Raw genomic sequence first — 19,708 nt, 5'->3', positions numbered from 1 at the left:
ACTTGCGCTACACTTCCTAAATAATATCAGTTTAGCGGACGGCCAAAGGTCAATGACGCATATTTTTAAAGGGTTTGAGCTTCTATTTGCACGCTTGATTGCCATGACGGCGATCGCGTTCTTTGTGTTTGTCAGCCCTCTTTTTGCGCAGGATCGGGTTGCTTTGATCATCGGCAACTCTAGCTACGAATCAATCAGCGCCCTCAAAAACCCTCAAAATGATGCAAACGCGGTCAGTGACTCTTTGACGAATTTGGGTTTCGACGTGACTTTGTTGACGGACGCAACGTCGGAACAGTTTTGGATTCAGCTCGAGGAGTTCGTTGAAAAAGCCGAGAACGCCGAGACGACATTGTTCTACTATTCCGGCCATGCTTTTCAGCTGGAGGGGGCCAACTACCTTGTGCCCGTCAACGCCCAGTTGAAATCGCGCCAAGCGATTTTCGACGAAACATGGAGCCTTGATGGCATCATCAAACGCCTGCAAGCGCGCAACCGGCAAACACTGATTTTCCTTGATGCCTGCCGCGATAGCCCTTTGCCGCAGAACATGACCGCAAACGGCGGGGGGTTGGCGCGACTGAACACCGGTATTGGGACCTTCGTAGCATTTGCGACAGAGCCGGGTGCCGTGACGTATGACGGCCAAGGCGAAAACAGCCCGTTCACGACTGCGCTGCTTAATCACATCGAGACGCCGTCGATTTCGATCTCTGACATGATGATTCGCGTGCGGAATGAAGTAGAAGAACGTACCTTGCGCCGTCAAACGCCGTGGGATCAATCCTCGCTTCGGTCGCAGTTCTATTTCCAACCGGAATTTGAGAATGCGCCTACGTTGACTGCCGCGGATTATGAAATGCTTGCTCAGCTTGACCCGAAAGGTCGCGAGCGCTTTTTGACGCTTCTCGCGGATAGCGGGATTGCGGTAGATGCCCCAGCTGATCTGATTGAAGGCGCGAGCTTGGAGTTGGCCGTAGCGGACGAGAACTCTTTGATTATCGCGGCGCCAATCCCCGCGAGCCTGCCAATAGAAGTTCCGGCTACATCTGTAGAAATCACAGAAGCGATCCGTCCTGAGGACGTGGCAGTCGTGGATGAGCCAGGATTGATTTTCACTGTTCCTGACGTGGTTAAATCTACGCAAACAGCTGTTGGGTCGAGCGGAGTTGCCGAGAACGTCGGGCCAGTGGTGATCGAGTTGGCGTCATTGGAGCAAGCTCCTAGCAATACTCTGAACCGTCAAACCATCGAGACCTTCTTGCCAGGAGCCGCGCCTGCGGCGACCGCGAATGCTGCGATCGACGTTGAAAATATTGAGGCCTCTGGCCCAACCGGATCGGCAGCGATTGCGCAAGCCAGCGGTGCATTGTCTGCAAACGGCTCTTCGGCTGAGGCGGCCGCTCTTGTTCGTGCAGGCACGGCAATTGCATCACGGGCGACTGAAACCATTCGCGTCTCGGCGTTGACCTCTGCTACCCGTAGCATTCCAGCTTCGATTTTCGAGCTGCCGACGATTACCGGCCAAGAAGTTCTGCCGGACTCGGATGAGACACGCGCATTGCTCGCGAGCATTGATCCTTCGTTGCTCGAAGAGTTGACGACAGCCATCGACCCGGAAGCGGCTGAGACAATCTTGCCAGAAGTCGATCCGGAGCAAATGGCATCAGATGTTCAGTCTGAGCTGTCTCGTCTGGGGTGCTACCGCATGCGCATCGATGGCGATTGGGGCAACGGATCGCGCCGCGCTCTTACAAGCTATTTCTTGAACAAGCGGATTGTTCCAGAAACCTTGGAACCAAGCCTGCCGCTGCTTCGCCAGTTGAAATCTGAAGGTAAAGTTATCTGCCAAATTCAGGTGGCGCGCGCCAAGCCAAAGGTCTCGACCAAGAAGGCGGTCAAGAAAGCGACGACAGCTAAAAAGACGACTAAGAAGGTAACTAAGAAGAAGACCGTGCGCAAAATCACCAAGCCGGTGGCTGCGAAAAGCGGTACAAAGAAAAAGCGTATTACCAAGTTGAGCACTGGCGTGTTCCGCTAAGGGTGGCTTAGGCTCTTCCTATGGAAATCGACCCCCGTTTCAAACAGGCGAAGAAAAAGTCCTCGCGCCGGAAGTTCAAGCAGAAGCACGGATCAGCCATGCTTATTGCCGGCGGTGCGGTTGTGGCTGTGGCGTTGGTGGTTTGGATCGCGACCAGCGGTTTCATCACCATCTCTACACCGACTGACACTGCAAGCGCCGTGAACGAAGACCCAACGCAAGTCTTGGCGGAGCTAGATAGCGACTTAGAGGATGACATCACCGCGACGTCCACGTCGGATGCATTGTCATATGCCTCGGCATTTGTGGATGTTGCGGGCGACCCGATGGTCCTGCGCTTCGATGCAAGCCTTACCACGAAGTCGCGCCCGCTACCCAGCCACCCTGACTTGTCCTTGGTTCGTGTTGGTCAATTTGCCATCGATACTTTGGTTTTGGTCCAAGACGACATGATAACGCGGCAGGAGACATTGATCACGACGCTGCCGTCCAGCCGTGAGGAATTTGCATTTTTTCAGGCGCAACGTACTCAATCCCAAACACCAACGGTGGCGACGCCGGTAAGTTTGAATGTCCCCGACCTAGAGGACGCACCCGCAGATACCGATAGTTTGGAGGGTGACAGCTGGGGCGATAGCGTTGACGACGAGGACACCAGCGCCGATGTCTACACCGCGACGGTGATCGAAAACACCACCAGTTTGACCATCGTTAAGCGTGAAGATAAGCGCGAGCTTGGCTTTAATGATCTGTTCCTACGCTTGAAGGACAAGCGCTCGTTAGAGGATATTTTGGCCGACAACGGGTTTGACCCAACCGCATCCAAGGCGTTCCAAGAAAAGGGATCGGTTCACATTGCGGAGCTTACGGAGCTACCGTCAGACTATGTTTTGGCGGTCCGTTCTGTCCCCAATAGTAAAGGTGCAAGACCCGTGCAATTGTCGGTCTACACCCGCGATACATATATCGGTTCAGTCGCGCTGGAAGATGATGGCAGCGTGGTTCAATCGGCCGATCCTTGGGTGAAGGACGAGTTATTTTCCTATGCGGAAGACGATGGAAACACCGCAACTGTCTCGGCACGAAAATACCGCTTGTTGGATGCGTTCTACTCCGCAGGCATTCGCAACGGGGTGCCGACATCCGTGGTGGGGGAAAGCATCGTTTTACTGAGCCAAGACAACGATCTGGAAGCGTTCGCGACCACCGGTGACAAGATGACGTTGCTATACGCGCGCGAACCCGGTCCGAACGGTGCTGGCCCCGGACAGGTTCTTTATGCGGCGATTGAAGGCCCCTCGGGGGATAAGATTTGCTATGTGGCTCAAGTGCCGGGCGAAGGATACAAGTGCTTCAAGGAAAAAGGCACAGCCGCCCCGTCTGGAGGGACGAATGGAATGGTCACACCTGTGTCTGGTGTTCTGACATCCCCCTTTGGCCCTCGTTTTCACCCCATTTTGAAGAAGGTGAAAGTGCACCACGGCGTGGATTGGGCCGCACCGTCCGGCACACCGATTTTGGCCGCGTTTGATGGTCGGGTCAGCTTCGCGGGCGATGGGGGTGGCTATGGGAATGTCATCAAGATCGCGCACGCAGGAGGGCGCGAAACACGCTACGCGCACATGTCCAAATTCTCGCCGCTGGGGAAGGTGGGCACGGTGGTGCGAGCGGGGGACGTGATCGGGTTTGTTGGAACCACAGGCCGATCCACAGGACCACATCTGCATTTTGAACTGAGGGAACGAGGCCAAAGTCTAGACCCCTTCACAGCGCCACCTGTCGGGGCGGCTCCGATCCTTACGGCGTCGGCATCTAACGCGGTTGAAAGCCTTGTAAACCAGATCATCCGTGTTGAAAGCGCAGGCAATGCGCGGGCTAAAAACTCGCGGTCTTCTGCGACCGGGCTGGGTCAGTTCATCTCCAGCACGTGGATCAGGATGATGAAAACTTACAGACCGGATCTAGCCTCCACCATGAGCCGTGAGGAGCTTTTAAAGCTTCGATTTGACCCTACATTGTCGCGAGAAATGGTCACCAATTTGGCGCGCGAGGGCGAAGCCTACCTGCGCGCGCGTGGGCATGGGATCAGCGCAGGGCGGCTGTATCTATGTCACTTCCTTGGGGCACAGGGCGCGCATGTTGCCCTTAGCGCGCCAGATCAAGCGTTGATTTTAGATGTCATGGGAGCAGGGGTCATCAAAGCGAACCCATTCTTGAAGGGCCGCGATATCCGTTGGGTTAAGGACTGGGCAGAGCGTAAAATGAACCGTAAAGGCGGCCCGGTCGCGATCACAAATGCGCCGAGCCCCGCCCCCGCCGTAGCTCGTATTCCGGCGGAGGTGGTGGCCTATAAGAAGACCATTAAGTTTGTGTTGGAGCAGGCCGGATAGCCTACTTAGTTGCCGCGGTGAAAGCGTCTTTGACGACTTTCTCGAACCCTTTGCGGATGGCAAAAGCCTTGACCTTATCAGCGGTTATCTTCTTCGCGATGCCAGTCCCGATGCTGCCGACAGGGCGCTTGAAATAGACCGCATAAATTGCATCCATCGCCATGCTTGCGCCAAACCGTGCAACCAATGTTCCGCGAAGGTTGTACAATTCGGGATGCGCGACCAACAGGCTGGGGTCGGCATAGGCTTGGGTCGCGACGTAAGCGGCGGCGCGGCCCTTCAAGCTGATAGGCCAGATGAACGCACCAAATTTTTCGCCCTTGGTCACGGTGCCATCATTGTTCCCGTCTTTGTCATCAATGAAGGAAGCCACGGCGACCGCCGTCCCGTCGACAACACATAAAGCGCCCACTTCGGACTTGTCGAAGCTGTCTTTGATGAGCTTCCATTCGATCTTTGATTTTGTTTGCACAGCAGCAATACCTTGTAAAAATGTTCAACAACGGGCGGGCCAGAAATGGCCCACCCATGTGTTCTAATAGGGGTCGTAAGTGGCCGCTACGTGAAGTTGTATTCGAATTGGCCGTCTTTCAACGTCACTTCAACCGCGCTGATTTCGTCGCCAGCCACCATCTTGTTCAGAACCTGACGCGACAATTCCGGCAGGATCGAGTTGGTGATGATGTTGTCCACCATACGGCCACCAGAATCGGGGTCGCGGCATTGATCGACGATGTGATTGATGACCTCGTCTGCATAGGTCATCGACGCGTTGTGGTTTGCTTTCATCCGTTTCACGATGGAGCCAAGCTTCAGCTTCGTGATGCCGGTCAGCACTTCGCCAGACAGTGGGAAGTAAGGGATGTTCACGATCCGGCCGAGCAGCGCGGGTGGGAACACGGATTGAAGCGCAGGCTTCATTGCCTCTTCCAAAGCGTCCAAGTCAGGGTTCGATTGGCCACTGTCCGCGACGTCCATGATCGCATCTGTGCCCACGTTCGAGGTCAGCAAAATCAAGGTGTTCTTGAAATCGATAGAGCGACCTGTGCCGTCTTCCATGATGCCTTTGTCGAAGACTTGGAAGAACAGCTCGTGCACGTCGGAGTGGGCTTTCTCCACCTCGTCCAGCAACACAACCGAGTACGGTTTACGGCGTACGGCCTCGGTCAAGCGACCGCCTTCGCCGTAGCCGACATAGCCGGGAGGCGCCCCTTTCAGAAGCGATACGGAGTGGGCCTCTTGGAACTCTGACATGTTGATGGTGATGATGTTTTGCTCACCGCCATAGAGGCTTTCGGCCAGTGCCAAAGCGGTCTCGGTTTTACCGACACCCGACGGGCCACACAGCATGAACACCCCGATAGGTTTGTTCGGGTTGGCCAGCTTCGCGCGGCTGGTTTCGATGCGTTTGGCGATCATCTTTAAGCCGTGGTCTTGGCCGATGACGCGCTCTTTCAAACGATCCGCCAAGGTTAGAATGGCCTGCAATTCGTCGGTGACCATGCGGCCAGCGGGGATGCCAGTCCAATCGGAGATCACGGAAGCCACAGCCTGCTCATCCACGTGCGCGTAGACCATGCGGTCGTCAGGATCGCCTGCCTCGAGTTCGGTGATCTTTTCGTGCAAAGCGAGGCGAACGGCTTCGGGATCGTCGGCTGTAGCGACGTCTGCTTCGCTTTCGACTTCTTCGCGCTCGGCAGGGGTTTCGTCAGTCTCGACTTCGGTTTCGACTGCCTCTTCTTCCTCGCCCTCAGGTTTTAGATTTTTGCGAAGTTCCAAAATCTCATCAACGAGGACTTTCTCGGCTGAATATTTTTCCTCAAGAACGGCCAGTTCGTCTTCCGCCTTGGACATCTCGACTTCGGCTTCTTTGATCCGGTCTTCGTTCTCTTCGCCCAAATCGCGTTGTGCAGTTTTGGCTTTGATCTCGGAGACGAAGGCCGCGATGCTTTCTTTTAGGTCAGCAATACGTGCCGGTGTGGAAGCTTGCGAAATCGCGACCCGTGCACAGGCGGTATCCAGCAAGGACACGGCCTTATCAGGCAGCTGGCGTGACGGGATGTAGCGGTGCGATAGGGAAACGGCGGCGACGATGGCTTCATCCGAAATGCGCACGCCGTGGTGGCCTTCCATTGGTCCCATAATGCCGCGCATCATGTAGCAGCATTGCTCCACACCTGGTTCTTCGACGTTTACCGGTTGGAAGCGGCGGGTCAGGGCTGGGTCTTTTTCAAAGTGTGTGCGGTATTCTGCAAAGGTCGTAGCCCCGATGGTGCGCAATGTGCCGCGCGCCAACGCTGGCTTCAATAAGTTCGCCGCGTCGCCTGTGCCTGCTGCACCGCCCGCACCGATCAATGTATGAGCCTCATCGATAAACAGGATGATTGGCGTAGGCGAGGCTTGGACTTGGTCAATGACCGAACGCAGGCGCTGTTCGAACTCACCCTTCATCGAGGCACCTGCCTGCATCAAACCAATATCGAGGGAATGCAGCTTCGTGCCGCGCAATTTCGGTGGAACGTCACCAGAAGCCAGACGTTGCGCGAAGCCTTCGACAACGGCCGTTTTACCAACGCCCGCTTCACCCGTCAGGATCGGGTTGTTCTGGCGGCGGCGCAACAGCACGTCAACGATCTGGCGGATTTCCTCGTCACGACCAACGATAGGGTCCATTTTGCCCGATGCGGCGTCAGCAGTCATATCGATGGAGAAGCGGTCAAGTGCTGTGGTCCCGCTGCCACCTTCGGCACCCGCAGCGCCACCGGATGGGGCAACAAGGCCGGAGCCATCCATTGGGCGCATGTCTTCTTCGTCGGATTCGGCCCATGCGGAACGCGCCTCTGATACCAGCGATTCAACATTCAGATTCTGGAAGACTGGGGAGCATTGCGTAAGTGCCCGCTTCAAATCTTTGGACTTGAGGCAGGCCACCAATGCGTGGCCGGTGCGAATTTGTGTCTCCGAGAAAAGCAGGGTTGCGTAATGCCAGCCGCGATCCAAAAGATCGGTAACCTGATCGGAAATCGAAGGCATCTCGGTTGCGTTTTTGCGCATGCCATCGATAACCGCGCCTAGGTCTTTGAGCACCTGACCGCGATCCAGTTTAAAGTGGTTCAGCGTCTTCGAGATGTCTGAATTCTTGTTCGACACGACATGAAACAGCCAATGGGCCAATTCAACATGCCGGTTTCCCTCGCCCTTTGCATGGCGCAGCGATTGTACAAATGCATCGTAGCCAACTCGGTTGAGCTTGCCGGCTACTGTTTCCATTGAAATGTCACTCATAATCATGTCCCCGTTTTAAATTATATATTTTAGGCTGCGACTTTAGCCGGAGCGCGTTCTGTTGAAAATTGCGCGGCTTTTACATAACGGCGCGGTTCGTTTTCTTTTGTTTCTTCGGGTTTAACCCAACCGGTCCATCCAAGGGCGGTTTGCTCGCCAAGCTGTGCTGCGGGCAGCTCATCCGCGGGCAATGACAGCGATACGTCGACCTCAATCGTTACCCCCAAATACCAGATCACCACATCTGTTAATCGGGTGAAGGCCTCCCCGCCCGGAAGGTAGCTGCGGTACTCCGCTAGACTTTCGGTTCGCACATGGATGCAAATCTTCTCATTCACCGCTGGGACGCGGCTGCCAAGATGGACGTTTTGCCCCAAGTGGCTACCGCCAATGCCGACGCGGCTTAAATCTTGTGGCTCAAAGCTCATCCAGCTTGGGACATGCTCCTCAATTTCGACATGCACTTTGAGGAGCAGTTCCAACATTTGGCGCAGGCGTACAGCCGACTTAATTCGCCCCGAAAATAGCGCGATGAGCGGAAGCTTTGCGACATCGGGAATGTGGTCGCGATCTTTAAAGGCGGGGGTTCCGAGGCCAGCTAAGGAGCCAACATAGGACTGGAAGCGGTCGCCGGACGGGTGGTCGAATTGCGCGATAGGGCGGGCGTCGGCCCATGCGCGGTAGAAGAGTTGCAAAAAACGGTTTGCGAAAATGTCGGTGAAGCGGGCGAAGCTGGGATCACGGGCATTTAGCCAGCCCGCGACTTCCGCAGTGGTGTTGAGCGGCAACGCCCCTTGGGGGCCGTAGAAGCCCAGAAACTTGCTGTTCAGGCGGGCGGGTTTGCCGCCGGGCTTTTCCTCATAATCGGTAATGTTGGAGGCCGGAAAATCCATGAATGGATCTTGCCCAAGCGACACCACCTCTTCTTTGATGGTCGCGTTTTGGCCGATACGCGGCCTGTCTGGATGCGTACGCTCCATTTCGCGCAGAGTGGCCAAAAACCCGAACCGCCACGGGGTGGCTTTAAGGGCCGCACGCCGAGATATCCCGTGAAGGTCCTTTGCCGAGTACGCCGGTGGTGCAGGCGGACCAATCAACGCTGGTTTCTTCTTCTTTGGGATCTTTGTCATAGCAACGGGCCGGAGCCGGAACGTGGTGGCCAAGCCTTCACTTCGCCACGCTGTTGAGAGACGATGACCGTCTGCGTGAAGCTGTTAATTGCCGAGTAGTCAGCCAAGAAACGATCAAGGACAGCCCCCAAGAACATAATGCCCGAGCCTTCAAATCCGCGCTCGTCAAAGGTGATGCGCACCTCGATGCCGCGCGCGGCGTGATAGCCCCCATCGCGTTTAACCGAGCGCACGACAGGGCGGGTTTCAATGCCTTTGATGGCTTGCAGCTGCTTTTCGGTGACCTTGTTGGTCAGGTCTGCAAATAGCGACAACATTTCGCGCAGGCCTGCCGCCTGATCGCGGCTACCGCGATCCGATAGGCCAAATTGGTTCAAGGATAGATGACTGATCAACCGCCAATACACGTCGCCCGATTGTGTTCTATGTGGCGCATCACTTTCTAGGTCGGCGACGGCCTCTCGCGGCGCGGTGGGGCCAGCAATGCAGCTCAAATTAACCGTCAGATCATCGTTTAGGTTAAAGTCCGTGCCCTTTTGGTTCAGGGGTAAATACTCTGGCAGATGCCTGTTGGAGCAGAGCGTTTTTACCTGCAAACGACGGACGCGTTGATCATCGTCCAAACCTTCAGGCTCATAGATCGAGATGAAGGTCTCAGTTCCTTTGTAGTTGTGTTGCACGCCAAAGCGGCGCTCGTTTTGGGTCAGGCGACGGTCTTTGCGGCTATAGGTGTAGTACAACGCCTCGCGCGGATTGATCTGCTCAGCTGGCACACCGTAAAGCGGATGAACGGGGACTTTGGTTTGCACGCCGGAATAGTAGGCGAAGGCTTCGGTGATCCGGTGAACTTCGTAATGCGACGACGGGCTGCTGTCAGGTGTGACGATGTATTCGTGGCGCAGAGGGTCGACCTTCACCTGCGATGAATTTTCCTCAAACAAGTTGATGGCGGGCACGGCGAATAACGCGAAATGTTGCTTTCCTACGCGCGAGGGCAGCGATGGTTTAACCGCGTTCAGCTCAATGATGAGGTCAAATTCGCTAGCTGGGATACGTTTGAGCGCTTTGTTGATCCCCGCCAAGCGGAAGCCGAGGAACTTTTGCGGGAACAAAAACGCCTCGCGCAGAGTGGAATAGCCACGGAAAACACGGATGTCCTCAGGGAACAGCGCCTCGTCGTCGTCGAAGCCGACTTGTTCAATGACGTTTGGCTCAAGCCGGATAAATGCAGGGTCGCCGTTGTCATCAAGGTAGCGCAATGTGACACGGTTTACGTTGCAAAACAGCTGCTCATATAGAGCGACGGTTTCACTCATGTCGCCAATTAGATGTATGGGTAGCCGGTCGACTTCCAACTCCGACATTGGTCCTTCTGCTTTATCGGCGTTCTCCATCGACGGTCGCATAAAGCTGAGCTTTAGACCCCCAGCGGTGCCGGGTGCCACGTCAAAACCGAGCGCTTGCAAAGGAGCGGGGCCGTCCAAGTAAGCCGCGTCAGATATTTTTAGCGGCCACAATTCCAAGGGAGCAGACAGCCGGAAGCGGGCGGATATCCGTTTTTCACGGTCGACATATCGCGCGTCCAAGTAGGAGCCGGGCTTAAAGGAAATCCCTTCCAAGAGCTCTTGATTGTCGTATGGCGGTTCCGCTTGGACAAGCATTGTGGCGGGCGTCGGGGCCAGCATATCGGGCAGCAGTTGTTCCAACAGTTCGTTGGTAAAGGTCCGGAACTCTTGTTTCATTTTCAACTGAACGCGGGCCGCCATGAAGGCGCTGCCTTCCAACAGGCCTGCCACTGCCGGATCCATGTTATCCTGAACCAAGCCGCCCAAGCGCTCGGCGATGCCTGGATAGTCAGTCGCGAAGTCTTGGCTGCGCTCATAAAGCAAAGCCAACTCGCGCTCATAGGCGTCTAGGAAATCCTTTTTCATCGGTTAACCTTCAATTTTGAGAGGTCAACCTTACCACCGCCAACGTCAATTTCGGCAACGAAATCTAGCGGCACGTCGACAGGGTTCGCGGCAAGGTCCGCTGAGACATCAAAAGCTATCTTTTGGCTCAGGTCCTTGTCTTGTTCGCGTATTGAAACTTCGATGCTTTCTGGGATCAGACGTGGCTCGTGGTCAATCAGCGACTGTCGCAATCGACGTTCAAGATGCCCGCGGTTTTCAGAGTTTGAGGACATGTTGGCCATGTCGTCCATACCGAAGTTTAACACCGACTTTCCAACGTACTTATGATTGCCGAGGTCCATGGCCGCATCAAGGCGGATGGTTTGCATCAAATTGGATAGGTCTTCATTCAAATGAGCGCGGAGCGACCCTTGGTCGGCCCCATGGCGCCGCTGCACCGTGCGTTGATTGATCTCACGCTCACCCTCTTTGTAGGTCGCCCCATCTTTGGTCGCGTCCTTTTTGTTCGCGGCTTCACGGAAGACGTGCATCAGGGAAACCTGATTTTGTTGGCCTGTCTTGCGGCCTGATCTGGGTGGTGAGGTCTTCATCGGACGGGGTATACTCTGGCGATGTGTGGGTCAGACCATCGCTCGGAGGGAAACGCGGCGGATGCGAGACAGCATGTCTCCGGTTGCGGTCCGGAAGGTAGTCGGGGGTAGGGGGCGCCGAGTTGCCGGCGCACCCCCAATTTCTAAGAACGAAAGGCGTCGCCAGCTTAAGCTGGGGAAACTGTGCCGTTCCATTCTTTGTTTTCTGCGATATCCCAACCAGCGTTGGTTGTACCAGCATCTGCACCTTTGTCGTCTTGCATCGTGTACTCGATGTTGAAGCGACGGAAGTTCAAAGTCAGGGACTCTTCGATGCGGTCCAAGCCATCTTTGGAACCACCAGTTGTGTAGGAAGATACGATGATCATTTCCATGTGCAGCTTGAAGTACTCAACCGGAGCGTCGCCACCGGATTTACGGACTGTCAGCAGGCCAGCGTCGATGTGCTTGCCGTTTGTACATTTTTTGATCAGGTCGTTGGACGACTGGTCAACGTATTTGATGATGTTGATGTCTTGAACGTCGACTTTACCGCCGCCGCCGCCGCCGCCCATGTGGGTGGTGCCGGATTGGGTCATTCCCAGACCCCAGTTCAATACGTCAATCTCTTGTTTGTGGGACGCGTCTTGGGACTCGCCTTTGATGCTCGACAGTTTCAGAAAAATATCGACAGCCATGTGTCTTCTCCTTGGTTAAATAAAACGGTAAGAAATTTCGCTAATGAAATTGTTTATTTCCCACCGGGTAGTTTGGATACGAGGCTCATCCCGATATCCATTCCTTCCATCTGGAAGTGCGGTTTAAGGAAGAATTTACCCATGTAGTAGCCAGGGTTTTCTTCGTCCTCAATGACTTTGACCGTCGCCCCTGCAAGCGGCTTAAGGGCCTTTTCAGCCTCGCTCGCCTCGTCAGGGTTCAGGTGTACGTATTTCATGATCCAGCTTTGCAACTCGCGCTCGATTTGATCGCGGGAACGGGACATGCCGATTTGGTCACGCACCATGCACTTCAGGTAGTGGCTGAAGCGGGACACGGCGAAGATGTAGGGCAGGCGGGCTGACATGTTGTCAGACGCAGTTGCCTCTTCGTCTTTGTAAACCTTCGGTTTGTAGATCGACTGCGCGCCAATAAAGGCCGCTTTGTCAGTGTTCTTGCGGTGAACCAGCCCGATCAGGCCAGCTTTGGTCAGCTCGCCTTCGCGGCGGTCGCTGATCGCAATCTCTGTTGGGCATTTCAGGTCTGTGGACCCGTCGCCTGTGTCGAATGTGTGCGATGGCAGGTTGATCACTTCGCCGCCGGACTGAACGCCGCGGATTTGAACTGTCCAGCCGTGCTCTTTATGGGCGCGGTTGATGTTTGCAGCCATAGCATGAGCTGCGTTCATCCAAGCGTATTGCGTCCCCTCGTGACCGTCGGTTTCTTCCTCAAAGTTGAATTCATCAACTGGCAGGGAGTTCTGGCCATAAGGCTCACGCGACAAGACGCGCGGCATGGTCAAACCGATGTAGCGGGAGTTCTCACTGTCACGCAGCGAGTTCCAAGCGGCATAGTCCGGTGTATCGAACACGGTGGACAGGTCGCGTGGGTTGTTCAACTCGTTCCAGCTGTCCATGCCCATCAAGGTTGGGGCAACAGACGACATGAATGGCGCCATGGAAGAGGCGGCAATCTTGCCCATGTCACGCAGCAAGCGAACATCTGCTGGCGATTGGTCAAAGTAGAAATCACCCACAAGGCAGCCGTAAGGTTGCCCACCAAGTTGGCCGAATTCTTGCTCGTAGATCTGCTTGAAGATCGGGGATTGGTCCCATTTGGCACCTGGGAAGGAACGCAGCTCGCGCTCCAGCTCGGCCTTGGAGACATTCATCACGTTGATCTTCAGGGATGCGTCAGTCTCGGAATTGTTAACCGTGTAGGCCAAGCCGCGCCAAGACGCTTCGATCTTCTGGTATTCTTCGTGGTGAATAATCGCGTTGACCTGAGCGCTGAGCTTCTCGTCAATGGCGGCAATCATTTGGTCGATCGTGTCGATAACGTCATCAGATACAAGGTCTTGATCTTGCATAGCTGTCGCGACCAATGTGGTCACTGCGTTCTCAACCTCCTTGGCAGCAACGTCAGAGCGTGGCTTGAAGTTCTGCTTCAGAACATCCGAAAACTCGTCGAGCTCACTAAGAGCACCACCAGCTTGGGCGCCATCCTGTTGGGCTTCTGTCGCCATTGTCGTTCCCCTTACTTATTCTTTATTCCGCGCAGCATACTCGGCGCGCAGGTAGTGCCTGAATTAATCTTCTGCGTCGTCGCCAGCTTGTGGCGTGCGTTCAGCCAAAGCTGCCATCAGCTCCGGATCTTCCAGCAGTGCTTTGATCTGATCTTGCGCAGCGGACTTGCCGTTCATGTAGCGTTGCAGGTTTGCCAATTGGGTACGGGCTTCCAGCAACTTCGCTAGGGCAGGAACCTGACGGGCAACTTCACCCGGGCTCAGGTCTTCCATTTTCTTGAAGTTGAGGTTCACGCTCATCTTCGTGCCTGATTCTGGGTCCAGCGCGTTATCGACTTGCATCGCGATACCCGGTGATACCGAATCCATGTAGTCATCAAGGCTGTCTTGATCAACGCGTGTGAATTCCCGCTCAGCCACTGGAGCCTTCTCAACCTCGGAAGCGTTACCGCTGAGGTCGGACATAACGCCCATGACGAATGGCAGCTCCACCATCTTGTCGGACTCATAGGGATCGGCGTAAGAAATGTTCACCCGTGGTGGTCGGTTACGTTTAATAAAACCGGTCGCTGAATCTGAGGCCATATTCCCTCTCCCTAAAATCTACGTGGCAAGAAAGCCTTAATCATCATTTGCTGTCAACGCATTTAGATGATTTTTCACTCTATCTTCACATTCAATTCTCAATAAACCCGCCTTGGACACCCCAAGGTCGGCACTATTCGCTGTTACCCTCAGACCCGGGCATCAATTCTTTTACTATTGCATGGAAATCTTTATCTAAAAAGCCCCGCGCTTTCAACAAAAGTATTGGAATCGGGCTCACCGGCTCGCTTCTGCGGTAGAAATCTTCCACCGCTTTGATGACAGAGGCGGCATCCGGGCGTGTGCTAACAACATCAGGCACTTGACCGTCAGCCTCGTTCGCATCCGGACCAGCCGATGCGCGCATTTCGCCCGACAATGTCCGCAAGCGATCCATGGAGATCACAAAGCCCGTTTCCGCGCCGAAATCGATTTTTGCTTGGCCCGCATGATCCGGAAGCAGCGTGTCCAAGGCCTCCACCAGAGGCTTCCCGATCAACAGACGGGCTTGCGTCACCAATAGTAAGGCCGCGGCGGAAGGTTCTTTGGTTGCAAAGTATTGCTCCACGACCTCTAGAGCCAAACGAGCCGCGGTATGCGTCGGGATAACCACCGGTCCTGCAAGTGTAGATGCCTGTACGGGAGCCGAGCCTACGGTTACTTCACCCGCATCGCCTTCTAATCCTGTGTCGGCTTGATCCGCATCATCGGCGGCTTCGCCCTCCGCGCTGGAGCCCCCTAAATCGGGTCGCGCTTGTACTATCAGGCCAAGTAATTCGCCTAAACGGGTATCCAGTTTTTCAATGTCAGGGGTAAAGGGGCTGTCTTCTTGCGCCTTGGTAACCGCGATAATTCGGCCGACTGCGGCCTTTGCGGCCTCCAGCTTTCCGTGAGTTTTATCGACGTCTTTTTGGTTCGCTTCATTGCTCAACGCACCCAGCAAAGTGCCAACGTCGCCCGCTTCTTCCTCGTCGCGCGGCTCCACCTCACCGGTGGCTAGAAGATACATCCGTTGATTGACGGCACCGCTACGACGGTCCTCAACCAAGGTCGCATATTGCAGCGGCATGGTCACCGTCGCCAATGTGTTCAGTTCTTCCAAGGCGTTCCGGCGCTCGTTATTGTCGCCGTTCACTTGCGGGTGGGTATCTGTTGGATGTGCCTCCAACAAATCCGCAATCGCGGTGAATGCGTCACAGAACCCATGCAAACGGCCCGCTAGAATTTGAAATCTTGCCTGAATACCCAACAAGCGCAAATCACGGGTGCGCTTCAGCAAAGCATCAATTTGTTTTTCTTCGCCTTTGAAATCAATGGACTTGGAATCGAATAACTCTTCGCGCACCAAATCATAGTACTTGGCAGGCATCCGTTCTGGCGCCTCGAAGAAATACTCCAGAAAATCCGGATCATCTTCCAGCAACAGATCAGCCCCGCATGGAGCATCAGGTGAAATTGGGTCAGTTATCTTATCGTAGTTCATGCGAAGTCCTGAAATGCAAACGGCCACTCGCCCCATCTACAAGGCGAGTGGCCGTTTGTGTCAAATCATAGTTAACCGAGTTCCGGATTAACGAAGATCAATACGCAGCTCTACGCGGCGGTTTTCTGGGTCAAACTCATCAGCAACGCGAGGCTTGGTCATGCCAAGGCCTACGGCAGACAGGCGCTCGTCGGAGATGCCTTCGCCTGTCAGGAACTCGGAAACCGCAGCGGCGCGGGCTTCGGACAGATCAACATTATACCCCTCAGTGCCGCGAGCATCGGTGTGACCCTCAACAACAAAGCGGGCGATTTCCAGACGTTCGTCCTTCATCATCAATGCGAAAACCGCGAGGCTCTCTTGGGCTTCTGCTGTCAGGTTTGCCGAATCCAACTCGAAGTTGATTCTCATGTCCAAACCTTGCGGAACAGATGGCGTCGCAGCGGTATCGCATTCTTGAGCGGTACCAATGCAAATGCCGCGCGTAGCGCCCATGTCGATGGAATCAACGAAAAAATCAACCAATTGCTCGGTTGTATACTCTGTGTCAGCGGCAGCTGGCATAGACATTGCCACTAATACAGCGGCGGTTGTCAGGAGACGTTTCATAATAACACCCTTCAATAAAATACTTTCCGAAAGCATACGTGCCGCTTTCCCGTGGGTCAATGAAACTCCGCGCAACTCACTGTTTCCGAGTTACGATTTCACGATTATGAACAGTTTTTAGACAATTGGGCACTAGCCACCTATTGCCCGCTACCCGCTTTGATCGACGCATCATAGGCTTCGGCGAAATAGGCCAAGAACACATCGAGCATACCGTTTTCATATGGGTGCGTCTTGGCGTCCCATCGCTCGACGAACACGTCCCAATTGCGACCACGCTTCCCGCTACCGACGACAGAAAGCTTGCTGGCACCGCCCCCCGAACGCTTCTCAATAGCTTCCGGCGAGAGATCCTCAAGCAGCCGTGCCAGTGCGGGCTGAATTGCCGAATACACCGCCGTTTGGTGCCGCTTAATGTCGCCAAAGGCCTCAACCAGCGTTGATGTGCCGCCCAAGTAGCCGGGGCGTGGATTGATGAACATGACATCCATGGCCTGCATCGCATCGGGCATAAACTTTAGCGGGTTGTTATCCGTCTGCCCCATCATCGTACGCGACCCGCTTTTGACGAATTGTTTTGTCGCAGCACGTGCGCCTAGCAATGCCTTTAGCTCCTCCGTGGTCACCCGTAGGGATTGTCCCAATTCACGGGCCATCTCTACGGGGTCTTTGGCTGGCAGGTTTTGCATCGGCAAACCCGCGCCTTCGCAAAAAGCCCGCAAGATGGCGTCGCCGTTGGGACCACTGGCCATTGCGGCCGGTGTTGCAGGGGTCGGTGCTGCTGGCGGGGTAGGGGCTTGCTGTACTTGCGCTGGCGGTGCGGGAGACGCGGCAGGCGCAAACCCTTCGGAGGCCGGAGCACCCGCAGGTGACGATGCCGCAGGAGTAGGAGGTTGTGGGGCTACCGGCGCCGCGGATGCAAAAGGCGATGCCCCCGCATCCGGCGCTGCCACAGCCGCAGGTGGTGGGGTTGGTGTCGGTGGCGGCGTCGGGTTCACAATGAAGTTGTCACCAAAATCACCACGCCATGCATTTTCATCCGCAGGGGTTACATCAACGGGCTCCACGGCTCCGCCACCGCCCAAATTCCAAGGGTCACCCCCCGCAGCAGCCGGAGCCGCAGCAGGCTCGCCCGCTGCCCATCCGGCAGCGGCCCCCTCCAAAATCACCGCAACAATATAGTGGCCAACTTGCAGCCGATCCATGTGCGCGAGTTGATAAGGGCTTTCGACTCGGTGTGAATGGCCTTGCAAATAGGTGCCATTGGTCGAGGTGTCGTTCAGCCAGTAGGCGCCATTTTGAAATGTAATCTCAAAATGCTGACTGGAGATATAGCGGGCAGGGTCGGGCAAGGTCCAATCCATCGCCCCGTCACGGCCAACTAACGCACCGCGCCCCTCGACCGAGATCTCTAACGGACCCCCATCTTCCAAGAAGTCGTGATTTTCAATTTTCAGGGTCAGCTTCATTGGGGCAACGGCCTTGAACAAGTATTGGAGTGGGCTGGCGCGCAAAACTCTAGTTGAACAGAGTCGCGGCCTCTTAGATGTACACGAAGGGGTTCTAATCCCCGACCAGAGTTTGCGCCAGAGTTATGAACCGCGCAAGGTTGATTGAGCGTTGCTGTAATCCGCCTCGCGCCAAACAAGACAGCACACCAGCGTTCACCGCGCGCGCGGTGCTCAAGTCGATGGGCTCATCTCTCCGCCCGCCGCCGGAGACACCGGTGGCCAAACCCAGCCAAACACCCGGCGTTTTGGATGGGGCAGCGAGGGCGATGTCGTAAATCTCGCGGCGGTTTGTATCAGACGGATCATGTGCCCAGCCACCAATGAGCTCTAATATCTGATGGTCGATCGGCGTCAGATGCTCGCGCATACTCGACATGCACTCATGCGCCCACCACACGGAAATACGTGGCTGAAAGGCGTAGGCAACCATTGTCACCGCTTCTTCCGGTGTGGTGGAAGATCGCAGGCGCGCCAGCAGGAACGACACGCTTTCATCCGGCCGAGGCTTTAGCTGAATATCTTCCTTCAACTCCGGCATCATAGCGTACAGGTCCTGCGCCAGAACCGTTCGCAAGTTAGAGGATGGCGGAACCGTACGGTCTCCATCCAGCAGCCCTTGCTTCGTCTCTTGGGTCGATTCTGTCATTACGCCCGCCTCGCAAGCAGACATAGAAGGTAGTTCTTTAAATGCATTCGACGTCGCTTCAATAATAAAAAAATGGCGATGCCCTATTGAAAGCCAATTGCGACAATCCGTCAATCACCTGCTGACTGAATTGCTACCCGACCAGATCGCGCATGTGGCCAACGATTACGCCTTCCTCATCCGTAGCGATAACACCCACTTGCACCGCGCTTGCTTTGGCGTGGATCAAATCCGCCCCAGTTTCATTGGCATTTTCGTCAATCTCAAGCCCAAGCCACTTCAAATGCGCGCAGATGCCTGACCTCACCCTCGGGGAGTTTTCCCCAATGCCTGCGGTGAAAACCAATGCGTCTAATCCGCCGATACATGGCAACGTTCGCGATAGCTCTTGCGCGGCACGCAGGCAAAACAGCTCAATTGCTTCCATGGCTTCCGGCGTTCCGCTCTCTTGCAAAACCTGCATAGCGTTCGACACACCCGAGACCCCTTGTAAGCCAGATTCTTTGTATAGAAGCTTCTCCACCTGCTGCGGCGTCATCCCAAGCCCTTGTTGCAAGTAGATCAACACGCCCGGATCAATGCTCCCGCAGCGGCGCCCCATAACCAGCCCGTCAAGGGCGGAAAACCCCATCGTTGTTGCCACGCTGCGCCTACCGTTCATCGCGCACATGCTGGCTCCATTTCCAAGATGCGCCACCACCACACGGCCATCAGCCACTTCCCCAAAATGACGCGGTAAAACGCGGGCGATGTATTCGTAAGATAGCCCGTGAAATCCGTAGCGGATCACGCCTTGATCCGTGAGCGCGCGCGGGAGGCCAAACATTTTGTTCAACTTCGGCTGGCTGGCGTGAAATCCGGTGTCAAAACACGCAACTTGAGGCAAATCAGCCTTCCAGCCCTGAACCGCGCGGATCGCGCCGAGATTATGAGGTTGGTGCGAGGGGGCAAGCGGCTCCAATTCCGTCAATTGCTGCAGCACCTTGTCGGTTATCAGAACCGGTTTAGAGAAGTCACGTCCTCCATGAACCACCCGATGTCCCACTGCACGAATATCGCCAAACTCGGGATGGGCAGTCAGCCAGCCAAGCACTCGTTGCACGATTTCGCCGTGCGGGGTTTCTGGCGTCAGTTCTCCAAGGGCATCAGCCTGTGCACCGGTCGCGCTGAATTCTGGAGCACGCCCGATACCCGTAACTTTGCCCTTAAGAATGGGGTCGTTTTCGTGCGAAGCGTAGGCTGAAAATTTCAGGCTGGAGGAGCCGGCATTCATCACAAGTTGTACGTCGGCCATGGTCGGGGAT

15 protein-coding genes are annotated in these 19,708 nt (G+C 55.3%); 2 read left to right on the top strand and 13 right to left on the bottom strand.

Annotated elements, in window-relative coordinates; all coding sequences use genetic code 11:
- Positions 1-52: 52 nt before the first annotated feature.
- On the top strand, positions 53-2,041 hold the full coding sequence (locus ABJN86_RS04005) for a caspase family protein (protein WP_348367857.1): 1,989 nt from the start codon (positions 53-55) through the stop codon (positions 2,039-2,041).
- 20 nt (positions 2,042-2,061) lie between these two features.
- Complete coding sequence (locus tag ABJN86_RS04000; RefSeq protein ID WP_348367858.1) at positions 2,062-4,431, top strand: peptidoglycan DD-metalloendopeptidase family protein; 2,370 nt, start codon at positions 2,062-2,064, stop codon at positions 4,429-4,431.
- Position 4,432: 1 nt separating this feature from the next.
- Here ABJN86_RS04000 and ABJN86_RS03995 read toward each other — a convergent pair whose 3' ends face one another.
- The 13 genes from ABJN86_RS03995 to ABJN86_RS03935 form a co-directional block, all read right to left on the bottom strand.
- Positions 4,433-4,903: a hypothetical protein gene (locus ABJN86_RS03995; RefSeq protein WP_348367859.1), complete on the bottom strand. Its 471-nt coding sequence runs from the start codon at positions 4,901-4,903 to the stop codon at positions 4,433-4,435.
- 86 nt (positions 4,904-4,989) lie between these two features.
- On the bottom strand, positions 4,990-7,716 hold the full coding sequence (gene tssH / locus ABJN86_RS03990) for a type VI secretion system ATPase TssH (RefSeq protein ID WP_348367860.1): 2,727 nt from the start codon (positions 7,714-7,716) through the stop codon (positions 4,990-4,992).
- A 29-nt stretch (positions 7,717-7,745) separates the two neighbouring features.
- Complete coding sequence (gene tssG / locus ABJN86_RS03985) at positions 7,746-8,846, bottom strand: type VI secretion system baseplate subunit TssG (RefSeq protein ID WP_348367861.1); 1,101 nt, start codon at positions 8,844-8,846, stop codon at positions 7,746-7,748.
- The gene (gene tssF, locus ABJN86_RS03980) at positions 8,843-10,777 is read right to left on the bottom strand and encodes a type VI secretion system baseplate subunit TssF (RefSeq protein ID WP_348367862.1); all 1,935 of its coding nucleotides are present in this window, start codon (positions 10,775-10,777) and stop codon (positions 8,843-8,845) included. Before tssF ends, tssG begins: the two co-directional genes overlap by 4 nt.
- On the bottom strand, positions 10,774-11,289 hold the full coding sequence (tssE, locus tag ABJN86_RS03975) for a type VI secretion system baseplate subunit TssE (protein WP_348367863.1): 516 nt from the start codon (positions 11,287-11,289) through the stop codon (positions 10,774-10,776). Before tssE ends, tssF begins: the two co-directional genes overlap by 4 nt.
- A 227-nt stretch (positions 11,290-11,516) precedes the next feature.
- Positions 11,517-12,026: a type VI secretion system tube protein Hcp gene (locus ABJN86_RS03970; RefSeq protein WP_348367864.1), complete on the bottom strand. Its 510-nt coding sequence runs from the start codon at positions 12,024-12,026 to the stop codon at positions 11,517-11,519.
- Positions 12,027-12,079: 53 nt separating this feature from the next.
- Complete coding sequence (gene tssC / locus ABJN86_RS03965; protein ID WP_348367865.1) at positions 12,080-13,570, bottom strand: type VI secretion system contractile sheath large subunit; 1,491 nt, start codon at positions 13,568-13,570, stop codon at positions 12,080-12,082.
- 63 nt (positions 13,571-13,633) lie between these two features.
- Positions 13,634-14,155: a type VI secretion system contractile sheath small subunit gene (gene tssB, locus ABJN86_RS03960; RefSeq protein WP_348367866.1), complete on the bottom strand. Its 522-nt coding sequence runs from the start codon at positions 14,153-14,155 to the stop codon at positions 13,634-13,636.
- 133 nt (positions 14,156-14,288) lie between these two features.
- Positions 14,289-15,638 carry a type VI secretion system ImpA family N-terminal domain-containing protein gene (locus ABJN86_RS03955; RefSeq protein WP_348367867.1) on the bottom strand — a complete coding sequence of 450 codons (1,350 nt, stop codon included), beginning with the start codon at positions 15,636-15,638 and terminating at the stop codon, positions 14,289-14,291.
- Positions 15,639-15,725: 87 nt separating this feature from the next.
- Positions 15,726-16,247, bottom strand: a complete 522-nt coding sequence (locus ABJN86_RS03950) for an OmpA family protein (protein WP_348367868.1) — start codon at positions 16,245-16,247, stop codon at positions 15,726-15,728.
- A gap of 140 nt (positions 16,248-16,387) precedes the next feature.
- A complete protein-coding gene (tagH, locus tag ABJN86_RS03945) occupies positions 16,388-17,716 on the bottom strand; it encodes a type VI secretion system-associated FHA domain protein TagH (protein WP_348367869.1) in 1,329 nt (442 codons plus the stop codon).
- A gap of 94 nt (positions 17,717-17,810) precedes the next feature.
- The gene (locus ABJN86_RS03940; RefSeq protein WP_348367870.1) at positions 17,811-18,404 is read right to left on the bottom strand and encodes a hypothetical protein; all 594 of its coding nucleotides are present in this window, start codon (positions 18,402-18,404) and stop codon (positions 17,811-17,813) included.
- Between the two features lie 133 nt (positions 18,405-18,537).
- Complete coding sequence (locus tag ABJN86_RS03935) at positions 18,538-19,698, bottom strand: acetate/propionate family kinase (protein WP_348367871.1); 1,161 nt, start codon at positions 19,696-19,698, stop codon at positions 18,538-18,540.
- Positions 19,699-19,708 lie beyond the last annotated feature (10 nt).

Source organism: Litoreibacter sp. (assembly GCF_039974535.1).
Lineage (GTDB): Bacteria > Pseudomonadota > Alphaproteobacteria > Rhodobacterales > Rhodobacteraceae > Litoreibacter.
The sequence above is the reverse complement of the archived record's forward strand: the minus strand, read 5'-3'. Positions and strand labels throughout refer to the sequence as shown.